This is a genomic window from Desulfuromonadaceae bacterium (genome assembly GCA_019429445.1).
Classification (GTDB): domain Bacteria; phylum Desulfobacterota; class Desulfuromonadia; order Desulfuromonadales; family JAHYIW01; genus JAHYIW01.
Window position 1 is genome coordinate 22,185 of sequence record JAHYIW010000021.1, and the last position, 11,757, is coordinate 33,941.

At 56.8% G+C, this 11,757-nt stretch carries 6 protein-coding genes; 2 read left to right on the forward strand and 4 right to left on the reverse strand.

The features are described from left to right. Positions 1-25: 25 nt before the first annotated feature. Both K0A93_09700 and K0A93_09705 read left to right on the forward strand, forming a co-directional pair. Positions 26-5,965 (forward strand): OmpA family protein, encoded by a 5,940-nt coding sequence (locus tag K0A93_09700; GenBank protein ID MBW6512366.1) that lies wholly within the window; start codon positions 26-28, stop codon positions 5,963-5,965. 176 nt (positions 5,966-6,141) lie between these two features. Next, a complete protein-coding gene (locus K0A93_09705) occupies positions 6,142-7,200 on the forward strand; it encodes a hypothetical protein (GenBank protein MBW6512367.1) in 1,059 nt (352 codons plus the stop codon). Between the two features lie 434 nt (positions 7,201-7,634). Here K0A93_09705 and K0A93_09710 read toward each other — a convergent pair whose 3' ends face one another. The 4 genes from K0A93_09710 to K0A93_09725 all read right to left on the reverse strand — a co-directional run bounded on the left by K0A93_09710 (position 7,635) and on the right by K0A93_09725 (position 11,736). Further along, positions 7,635-8,615, reverse strand: coding sequence for a class II fructose-1,6-bisphosphate aldolase (locus tag K0A93_09710; protein ID MBW6512368.1), 981 nt, complete (start codon positions 8,613-8,615; stop codon positions 7,635-7,637). Between the two features lie 148 nt (positions 8,616-8,763). Further along, complete coding sequence (locus tag K0A93_09715; GenBank protein ID MBW6512369.1) at positions 8,764-8,958, reverse strand: hypothetical protein; 195 nt, start codon at positions 8,956-8,958, stop codon at positions 8,764-8,766. A 37-nt stretch (positions 8,959-8,995) separates the two neighbouring features. Beyond that, positions 8,996-9,748 (reverse strand): PilZ domain-containing protein, encoded by a 753-nt coding sequence (locus K0A93_09720; GenBank protein ID MBW6512370.1) that lies wholly within the window; start codon positions 9,746-9,748, stop codon positions 8,996-8,998. Between the two features lie 254 nt (positions 9,749-10,002). Beyond that, complete coding sequence (locus tag K0A93_09725) at positions 10,003-11,736, reverse strand: radical SAM protein (protein MBW6512371.1); 1,734 nt, start codon at positions 11,734-11,736, stop codon at positions 10,003-10,005. Between the last annotated feature and the right edge of the window lie 21 nt (positions 11,737-11,757).

Sequence of the window (11,757 nt, forward strand, 5' to 3'; positions counted from 1 at the left end):
TTAACCTTTAACACTGAATGTCCCCATGAACCTGACGACCCGCACAATCAGACGCTTTACCCAGCTCCCCGGCACCTTTGCCGGGGGGACGGGTGGTCTGTTGTCCGGCGTCGTCGGGTTATTTTTCACCCTGTTAACGCGTGTGGTTCTGTCTGTTACCAGAGATTCTTTTTTGTGGCGCCGTACCCTGCAACTCGGGCTGTTCTTCTGTCTCCTCCCTGTTGCATTATGGGCCGCCACCCCGACTGGAACGCATATCAGCAACGTTGCAACCGCAACCTTTAACGGCAGCATTACAATTAATTCAAATCAGGCCAGTGTCACCACATTGCCAACACCGACACCATCAACCATCGAGTTTTTGCAGTATGTTGCAAATCCGACGGACGCTACAGAACGGGTACAGATCAACGGTACGGATTTGAGCAGCTCGGGGGATCTTGCCGGGCCGTTCACTCCGCTGCCGGCACCGACCCCGTTTGGCTCGGCAACACCGATCTCGATTCTGACCCCAACCCCGCTGACCACAGCGAACGTCTTTCATCTGGGCGAACCGATCTTTATCCGCCTGACCGATCTCGACCAGAATATTGATACCACCCTGATCGATACGGTGGTAGTCACCCTGACCACGCAGCTTACCGGGGATCAGGAGGTCTTGCGCCTCTACGAAACCGGACCGGACACCGGTGTCTTTGTTGCCTGGCTGGCAACCACCGATATCACCAGCAGTGTTCCCAATAACGGGAGTTTGTCAACCGTCAGCGGAGATTCGCTGACCGTGACCTACCGCGACGAAAACGATGTCAGCGACACCTCGGCGACAGCGGCGCTGGTCGATCCCTACGGGATTGTCTTTGACAGTAACACCGGTCTGCCGGTGAATGGCGCGACGATCACGATCATTGACACCGGCACCGGCCTGCCGGCAACGATCTTCGGCGACGATGGCATCAGCAGTTATCCCTCAACCCTGATTACCGGCAGTGGCACCACCGATTCCAGTGGCAGGGCATACACCTTCCCGCCGGGCGGTTACCGTTATCCTTTTTTAACGCCGGGATCATACCGTTTTATTGTTACCCCACCGGCCGGCTACGCAGTCCCGTCAACAACCGCTACCGCACAGCTTCAATCTTTGCCCGGCGCGCCTTTTGCCGTCACTCCCGGATCACGTGGAGAAGTGTTTGTTGTTAATCCGGGGCCGGCGTTGCATATCGATATTCCGGCCGATCCGGTCAGCGTAGGGCTGTGGCTGCAAAAAAGTGCGGGAAAATCGACGGTGGCAAGCGGTGATTTCATCCCCTATCGCGTTGAAGTGGAAAACAAGGACCCACTGATTGCCGCGACCGGTATGGTCATCACCGACCGGCTGCCGGTCGGGTTCCGTTATCAGCAGGGGTCAACAATAATTGACGGGACAGCGGCAACGGACCCGACGATCGCCACCGATGGCCGCACCCTGAGCTGGAATATCGGCACGCTGGCCGCCGCGACCAAGGTGACCCTGCGTTACGTTGCCGCAGTGGGGGTCAATGTCAAACCTGGCGCAGCTGTCAATCAGGTCAGTGCCACAGGGGACAAGGGTGTCACGTCCAATGCAGCGACCGCCGCAGTCACGGTGCGCGAGGATCTGCTCCGCTCCAAATCGTTCCTGGTTGGCAGAGTGCTATCCGGTGCCTGTAGCGACGATGAAACCGCCCTTGAAGGTCTGGCAGGAGTGCGCATCTATCTGGAAGACGGCTCCTACGTTCTGACTGACGACGAAGGGAAATATCATTTTGAAGGGATTGAGCCGGGGGTTCATGTGGTGCAACTTGATCTCGATTCCCTGCCCCCGACCTACGAGGTCCTGGCCTGTGACGAAAACAGCCGTTTTGCGGGGCGCGCCTATTCGCAATTTATCGACCTGCAAGGGGGGACCCTGTGGCGCGCCAACTTCCACGTTGGGCTGAAGCCGCGCATTCGCGGTGAAGCGACGATCGCACTGAGCAGTATTCTTGAAGAGGATTTTGTCACTTTTGAACTGCCACTGGCCATCGCCAGCGTTCCCCTCACCAATCTGCGCTTGACCGCGCTTCTCCCCGCAGGGCTGGCATATGTTCCGGGGAGCAGCCACCTGGGAACGGCGCCAATCGACGATCCGGCGATTGTTGGCTCTTCGTTGACGTATCGCCTTGGTGATCGTGCCGCCGGGTGGAGTGAGACACTGACGTTACGTGCCAGACTGCTGGATACCGCTGAAAATGATCTGACCACCCGGGCGCTGCTGACCTTCAACACCCCGGAGCAGGAAAACCAGCGCACGCCGATGGTTGATAACCTGTTGCTGATCAACCGCACCCAAAATCGCGAAGCGCTGCCGACTTTTGTGGTGCGCCCGCAGTTCCCGATCTTTGTCGCTGAACTGAGTGCGGCGGATCGGGCGGAACTCGATAATCTGGTCGAACGACTGCGGGGCTATCAGATCGAGAAACTCTATGCCATCGGCCATACCGACAATCTGGCTATTGCCCCACGCAGCAGGCATATTTTCCCGGACAATTTTGCGCTGTCCGACGCCCGGGCCAACAATGTAGCACGCTACCTGAGCGAACAACTGCGTCTCACTCCGACGCAGATCGTGTCAGTCGGCATGGGCGACACCATGCAGATTGCCAATAACGCCACAGCTGCCGGGCGCGCCAGGAACCGGCGGGTCGAAATCAGGATTGAAGGGTATCGCATCAACATCAACACCAGTGTTGAACTGATCAAGGAGAAAAGTGCTCCGGAAACGGTGGCAACGCGCGGGATGCGACCGGGCGAAGATGTGGAACTGCCGCCGCAAAAGACGACCGATCAATCCACTAAAATGCCTGCTTATGACTCGGAGTGGCTGGCCACCGCGACAGCGGGGATCGAATGGCTCTGGCCACAGAGCACGTTCTACCCGGCAATTCCTTCGATCAAAGCGGCCGTCAAGCACGATCCGCAGCAGCGGGTTACATTTATCCTCAACGGCAAGCCGGTCGATCCGCTCAACTTTGATGGCACCAGACGCAACCTTGCCAAAACCGTTGCCGTCAGTCGCTGGAACGGCGTTGACATTATTGACGGGGACAACCGTCTGCGCATCGAAGTCAGCGATTCATCCGGCGCCATTGTGTACAGCGAAGAACGCATCATTCACCACTCTTTGCCTCCAGTGAAAGCGGTCTTGTTGCCACAAGAATCGGCCCTGATTGCCGACGGAAAAACGCCCCCGGTCCTCGCCGTTAAACTGCTCGACCGCGAAGGACACCCGGCGCGCACCGGTAACGTCGGTGAGTTCCGCGTCAATCCGCCTTATCATGCCGCAGAAATTCACGCCGAGGATCGCTCCCTCCTCAGCACGGGGGAAAAATTTCGTTTTCAGGTGGAAGAAAACGGTATTACGCGCATTACGCTGGTGCCGACCAGCCAGTCAGGAACGGTTGAGATTGCCTTTCCCTTCATAGAAAATAACGAGCCGGTCACTGCCTGGCTGCAACCCGCCATGCGCGACTGGATTCTGGTCGGCCTCGCGGAAGGCACTGTCGGCTACAATCTGGTCAATGACCACATCGAATCAGCTGCGGCAGCCGGAATTGATGACAAGCTTTATGAAAACAACCGTCTTGCCTTCTTCGCCAAGGGCAGCATCAAAGGTTCATGGTTGTTGACAATGGCTTACGACAGCGAAAAACCGGATCGCAAAGACCGGGAACTTGAACAGACCATTGATCCCGACAGTTACTACACTCTCTACGGCGACGCCACCACCCAGGGGTACGAAGCCGCCAGCAGTGAAAAACTTTATCTGAAGATTGAACGTAATCAGTTCTACGCGCTCTTCGGTGATTACAGCACCGGACTGACGACCACGGAACTGTCACGCTATAGCCGTTCGTTAACTGGACTGAAAGCCGAGTGGAACACCGACAATGCCCAGCTGAACGTCTTCGCCAGCGACACCGGCCAAGTCTTTGTCCGCGATGAAATACGCGGCGACGGCACCTCGGGCCTCTATCGCGTATCACGCACCGATCTGGTGGTAAACTCGGAAAAAATATCGATTGAAGTTCGCGACCGCTTCCGCAGTGAACAGGTTCTCAGCAAACGCGAACTGCACCGCCATAGCGACTATGAAATTGACTACGATGACGGCACGCTGTTCTTTAAGGAGCCGATCCTGAGTAAAGACAGCGATTTAAATCCGATCTTTATTGTCGTTGCATATGAAGCGCGCGGCAACGGCCAGGAATATCTCAACTACGGAGGGCGCGGGGCAGTCAAGCTGCTGGATAAGCGGATCGAGGTTGGCGCCAGCTATATCCGCGAGAAACAGGGCCTCGGTGACGGGGAACTGATCGGCACCGATGTTGCGGTGCAGCTCACCGACACCATGCGTCTCAAGGCGGAAAGCGCGCGGACGGACACCAGCGTTGCCGGTACGAAGGAAAGTGGCTCGGCGCATCTGATTGAACTGCAACAGGAATCTGCCGCACTTCAATCAACCCTCTACCTGCGCGATCAGGAGACCGGCTTCGGACTCGGCCAGCAAAATGGCAGCGAGGACGGCATGCGCAAGCTGGGGGGTGATGTGGTGGTGAAGGTGACGGATAACTTTGACCTCAGCGGGCAAGCATTCCACCAGGAGAACCACGCCACAGCCGCGACCCGTCAGGTGATTGAAGCGGAGACGCGCTATCATCAGGACAATTACACGCTGAGTACCGGGCTGCGCGAAGCACGCGACGAGTTCGCCGACGGCACCGCCAACCGCTCCCTCCAGGGAACATTTGGCGCGGGCCTTACGACGCTGGGGAACGATTTGAATCTGCGCGTTAACCACGACCAGTCGCTGGGCGGCAATGACGCGAGTGCCGACTATCCGACGCGGACAACCCTGGGGGCGGATTATCATCTGACCAAGGATGTCGATCTGAACGCCACCCAGGAATTCACCCGGGGGGCCGACGAACAGACGCAGGGAACGCATCTGGGGTTGAGCGCCAGACCGTGGACCAATGGCGAAATCAAAAGTGGCGTCAATCAGGAAAACAACGAAAATGGCCGCCGGGTCTTCAGTACGCTGGGGCTGGCGCAGCGGCTGCAACTGACTGAACGCTGGAGGCTCGATGGATCGGTCGATCACAGCAAAACCATCCGTGATCCCGGCAGTCAATCGGTGAATATCAACGCCCCCCCGGCGTCCGGAACTGGCACTGATTTTACCGCGCTGACGTTTGGCCTGGCATACCAGCTGGAACATTTCTCCTGGACTGGCCGCAGCGAATGGCGTACCTCGGACGTTGACGACAAGTGGTCGATATCCAGCGGGCTGGTGGTGGAACCGCGCAGCGGCATCGCCCTCTCCAATCGCTTCCGCTATCACCACACGGACAGCACGACCGGTGCAACGAATGCAGCGCTTGAAACCCGCTTCGGTCTCGCCTGGCGTCCGACCTTCAGCCGCTGGATTATTCTCGATCGACTCGATCTGGTGGCCGAGCGACAGAACGACGGCAATTTCACCCTGACCAATCGGCGCGCAATCAACAACCTGCATCTCAACGTCAAACCTAACCGGCGCACCCAGCTGGCGCTGCGCTACGGCGTCAAATATGTTGAGGAGACCATCGATTTCAGGGATTATCACGGGTTCACCGATCTGATCGGCGTGGAAGGGCGTTTTGACCTCACCAAACGCTGGGACATCGGTCTCCACGGTTCAAAACTGCACGGCTGGAACAGCGGTCAAATCGAATACGGTCTGGGAGCCTCGATCGGTTTCAGTGTGATGACCAACACCTGGATCAGCGCTGGCTACAACGTGCGTGGTTTTGAAGACCCGGACTTCTCCAAAACGGGATACACGGCGCAAGGGCCGTTCGTCACCTTCCGCATAAAGTTTGACCAGCACTCGGTCAAAGATGCAATCGCCTGGCTGGGGCACCAGTGACCCAGGTAGCAAGAACTGGTTGATCGTCGGCACACCGAGCGATGCTCTTTGCTCCCCTGGCCGGGGGAAAGATGACAAGCTGATCAGAACCGGGTATTGTTGAGGAAACAAAGCCCTTTTATCCTGATCAGCATTCTCCGCCTGGTCCGTTGCAGCAATTCATTTGCAGGTGACTGATGGGAAACCGGATCCAGCCAGCTGCCAGCAGCGGCCACAACCTGTCACGACTCGGACTATTGTTGCTTACCACGTTGTTCCTGACCACGCCCTCCTTCGGGGAGGATAACGTGCCGGGGGCTGCCGCAGCGGTGGCCGTACCGACGACAACGCTCCTGCCGGAAGCCACCCCCCGTCTGCCATGGATGTATTACCTTGATCTGACCCACGGGTATCTCTCGCGGTCGATCGAAAATGTGGCGGATAATATCGACTTTTTTTTTGGTGACAACCGCATCTTCACCGAGACCAGCGGCACCTACGCCCGCATTAACGGCTCCGCGATTTACAGCAAGGGTGGCGAGCGCCTGTTTGGGGAGACGTTTCACCTGCGTGCCGACCTGACCAACCTCAACAAAAAATTGCATCTGATTATTGCCAGTGATGATCTTCCCCCGGACGACGAAAAGATCAGCAGCGGCGAACGTTTTTCCAACCAGCTCGACACCACTGAACCGGTTGTCGCCTTGCAGATTGTTGTGCAGGAGAAACGCCGCTGGGATGTGCGTCTGCAACCCGGGCTCCGGCTCCGTACACCAATCGATCCGCACCTCAAGTTGCGCATCCGTCGGCTTCAGCCGCTGGGTGAGTCATGGCTGTTGCGCGCCACGCTGGTACCAGCCTGGTACGATTCACGCGGCTGGGAAAATCGCGCCACCATCGATTTTGATGCGGCGCTCTCAACCCGCACGCTGCTGCGTTTTACTACCGGTGCCCTCTGGCAGCAGGGATTCAAAAAAAATGTGCAGTTGAATCAGTCGATTTTCTGCTCCTACATTCTGACCCCCAATGATGTTGTCGCGACCGATATCGGCACAACGTTAACGACTGCGCCACACCTGCAAGATGATGCCTATTTCGCCGACATCCGTTATCGTCACAACCTGCATCAAGGATGGATTTTTGGAGAGATCAAGGCGCAGGTCCTGTGTGAACGCAGTAGCAGCTTCAAAGCCGTTCCCGCTCTGGTGCTGACCGTGGAGATGTTGTTCGGCAAGCTGTACCTGCCACGCATGTAAGCCGCCCCCGTTTTGAAAAAAAAAGGCTGGACCGATAGTGGCCCAACCGCTTGATAATTACACTTTATTTTATCATTTCAGTCAGTTTGGCTGATTCGACCCTACAGGGGACAAGCTTTTAAAAATCTGCTCAACATTGATCTTGACGCTATCGCTGCCAAAGACATCATCACGGAAGACAGCACGAGAAAGTATTTTGTTTTCAGTCGATTGCATAGTTTTGTCTCGATCATTTTTTCATAAAAAAATACTACTTTATCTGAAAAAATCACAGCATTCTTCCTGAGAAGCACTGATCTTCCGCTGAAACAATTTCCTCCCCCCAGCGGGGGGAGGTCAGGAGGGGGGGGATGCTGCAAACGCCCCCCCCTGTCAAGGGGGCTAGAGGGGGGTGCTGAGCACTCGCAAAACCCAGCGAATGGCTAAGCCATCAATCAGGCTTTACCGGCACTCCCGAGAACCGTTTCATTCTTGTGCTTGAGCAGCTCGGTCAGTTCCTTGCGGGCGGCGCCGAGGTATTTGCGCGGGTCAAATTCGCCGGGATGGTTGGCGAGATATTCGCGGACTTTGGCGGTGACTACCAGGCGGCCGTCGGAATCGATATTGATCTTGCAGACGGCGCTCTTGGCCGCCTTGCGCAACTGCTCTTCGGGCACACCGACCGCGCCGTCCATCTTGCCGCCGTACTGGTTGATCAGTGTGACGTAGTCTTGCACCACACTCGAAGCCCCGTGGAGCACAATCGGGAAGCCGGGGATGCGTTTTTCGACTTCTTCGAGGATATCGAAACGCAGCGGCGGCACCGACTCCCCCGGTTTGAGCTTGAACTTGTAGGCACCGTGACTGGTGCCGATGGAGATTGCCAGCGAATCGACGCCGGTTTTTTTGACGAAGTCCTCAACCTCTTCCGGCTTGGTATAGGTCGAGGTCGCGGCTTGGACGTCATCTTCAATCCCGGCGAGCACGCCGAGTTCCCCTTCAACGGTGACGTCAAACTGATGCGCATATGCGACGACTTTTCTGGTCAGGGCCACGTTTTCGTCGTAGGGGAGATGCGAACCATCGATCATCACCGAGGAAAAGCCGTTATCAACGCACGACTTGCAGATTTCGAACGAATCGCCGTGATCAAGATGCAGGCAGACCGGGATGTTGGAGCCCAGCTCCCGCGCCATCTTCACCGCCCCCAGCGCCATGTAGCGCAGCATGGTGGCGTTGGCATATTCCCGCGCCCCCTTGCTGACCTGAATGATGACCGGCGAGCCGGTTTCGGCACAGGCGGTGATGATCGCCTGCAATTGTTCGAGATTGTTGAAGTTATAGGCCGGAATCGCATAACCGCCGGCAAACGCCTGGGCAAACATCTGTTTGGTGTTGGCCAGACCCAGTTCCGTAAAATGCACCTTTTCGCTCATTATCGATGACCTCCCATCCTGTGCGGTTCCGCTGATAAAATGAATGACGAACGGGATAAGAAACCGCGATATCCCGCCAAAACCACGATATTAATAGCAGTTCACCCCCTCTTTAGTCCAGCCTAAACTGCTGCTTGCAGCGCACGCCTCACCCCAAACGCGACAAGGCCCCCGGAATACCAGGGGCCTTGTCGCGTAAAAATGGCAGCAATACGTTGATGGCGTCGCAAAAAATCCGCCCTGCTGCGTTACGCTGCTTTTTCAGGACCTCGACCTGCCTGATGTAGGTCTTCGCCCCTGAAAAACCACCAGGCCTTGTCGGACGAAATTTTTGTTTAGCCATCCCATGAGTTTTTGCGAAAGCATCACAAGTTGGATCTTCAACTGCAACGCAGCGCCATGCCCATCGTCGGCATTTTCGGCATCAACTGCTCATCAAAAGAGTGCGCCTCGGCGATCCCGTGATGACCGTTGAGCAGGGCAAAAAGGATGTAATCGCGGAGCATCTTGAGGTCGTCGGGACAGGCGTCGGTAAACTGAATGCCGATGCCCTGGTTGTAATTATTCTCCGCACTCGGCAAGACCTGATAAATCACCTGGCCGGTGATTTCCAGTTCGCGTTTCATCCCCAACAGCGGAATCACCAGTTGCAGCTTATGGTCCTTGCCGAGGCGCAGGCTCTGGGTTTGCAGAAAGACGCCGCCGGTACCCAGGCTGTGGATATCGCACAGCTCGTCGTGACCGTCGAGGGAATAGATTCCCGGCAGGCGCACAGCGATCCGCAGGTGCTGGCGGGTAAAGCTGGCCAGATGGCGGGTGAGCAGATTATGGATTGAGTCGACATCGTCCGGCTGCGACAGATAATCGTGCGGGTCATACCCCGCAGGAGTGGCGTCCGGGGTCCCGGCGATGATCACCGGCATCTGCACCCCCCGCTGGTTCAACTTGTCGGCAAGTGCGGCATACGATTCCTGATCAAAAATCAGCAGATCGGGGGTGCGCTTGCCGGTCAGCATCGACAAACCGACAGGGTCTGGACAGCACTCCGCCCGATACCCCATTTGCTGGAGGATATTAGCCAGCTTGACCAGTTTCTGCTCACGATAACACACAGCGATTAAAGGCTTTTTCACGCGGACCTCGCAACAGTGATAAGGATCATCGAATCCTGCCTGAACTTGCAATAATCATGCGCGTAGCAGCCCTGCGGCTGCGGGGGACCTTTTACAATAACACTACTTCTTAAATATCCTTTTTAAAATCAGTGACATAGAGTAAAAAAACAACGCCGCGAAGCGTCTCATTAGCTAGCATTATGTATCGCAACTAATGTCAATCCGCCGTATCACTGAACTTTCCGGGCAAAACCCAGAGATGACGCGGAGCATCACGCACCGCCACCACACAAGCCACAACGCCGACAGGCTGGATGACATGGGGCGGTCAACTGTCCGGCCAATGACTCCAGGTATTCCGCCCGCAGGTAGCTGCGCCGGGTACCGTTGTCAATAATTTCCCACGGAAATACTTCTTTGTCCTCGCGCTGGCGTTCAATGAAAAAATCGGGGTTGATTCCTGTTTCACGACAGGCCACATTCAAACTCGCGCCCGCTGCCAGAAGCGGCAAGGCGCGACCGACCCGCCGATCGGCTCTTGCCAGCAGCGCCTGCAAACGAGCGGCTTTGAGGGATTCAAAATGTATCTCAGTGTTCGGTACTTTTGCCAGCGCCGTACGCAACCGCTTGAATTTACGCTCCAGTGAGGATTTCCCCTCCATCGCTGCCCATTGTAACGGGGTGAACGGTTTAGGGATAAACGGGTTTACCGACAAGATGATCTTGCCGAGTCGGCCCCGGCTCCGCCCGGCCTCCAGCCATATCGAGCGGATCTTTTCTGTCAGCGCCAGCAGGGCGTCGATATCCGCATCGGTCTCCGTCGGCAGCCCGAGCAGAAAGTAGAGTTTGAGATTCAGCATCCCCCCTGCGGCCAGAGTCTTGACGGCGTCAAGGATCTGCGGCTCATCAAGGCTTTTGTTGATCAGGTTGCGCAGCCGCTGACTGCCGGCCTCCGGGGCAAGGGCCACACTGCGATGCCCCGCCGCGAGCAACGCCACCACATGCCCGGCATCAATCGAATCGATGCGCAGACTCGACATCGAAAATTCTCCGCCGCGAGCAAGGATTTCCTGTTGCAAAGGAGCAAGGTCGGCATGATCAGAGACCGACGGGCTGATCAATCCGATTTTATTGCGTTGGCACAGACCAGCGGCCACCTGATCGACCAGCACGGCAAGACTGCGTTCACGCGGGGGGAGATAGACAAACCCTGCGGCGCAGAAGCGACAGCCACGGCTGCAACCGCGCGAAATCTCAACCAGCGACATGTCGCCGAATTCACTTTCGGCACTGTGCACAAAAGAACGGCTTGCCGAGCGATCAAGGTCAGGCAGCCATTGGCGGACGATCCGCGCCGGAGCTCCCGCGGCGGCGCGGTGTCCGGCGAAGGTGCCATCGTCATGATAGCGCGCGGCGTAAAGGGACGGGACGTAGACTCCGGGAATAGTTGCGCAAGCCTTGAGCAGTGCAGCGCGCGAGGCGGTTGCGCCGACCAGCAGATCGAGCAGCGCAGGCAGCACCGGCTCCCCTTCACCGACAACGAACAAATCCATGATCTCGGCGAGAGGTTCCGGATTGATGAAGGAGCAGACCCCGCCGCACAGCACCAGCGGCGCGTGTGCATCGCGGTCGAGCGCAAAAAGAGGTAACCGTCCCAGCTCAAAGAGGGTCGGCAGGTGCAGATAATCATTTTCAAACGAAATCGAGATGGCGACCAGATCAAAATCGCGCAACGCACGCCCCGATTCGAGGGAAACCAGCGGCGCACCACCTTGGTCGAGCGCAACCCGCTCCTCTTTATCGGGGAGGAAAAAGCGTTCACACAAGATATCGTCACGACTGTTGAGTAAATGATAGATGGTCAAAAAACCGAGGTTACACATCGCCTGGGCATAAGTGTTCGGATAGAGCAGTGCAACCGTCACCCTGGTTCCCCACGGTTTGAGCACCGCGCCCTGTTCGCCGGCCAGGCGCTTGCGCCGTTTTTCTTCTGTATAGTGTGACATTGAACAACATGCTCCTGTGTG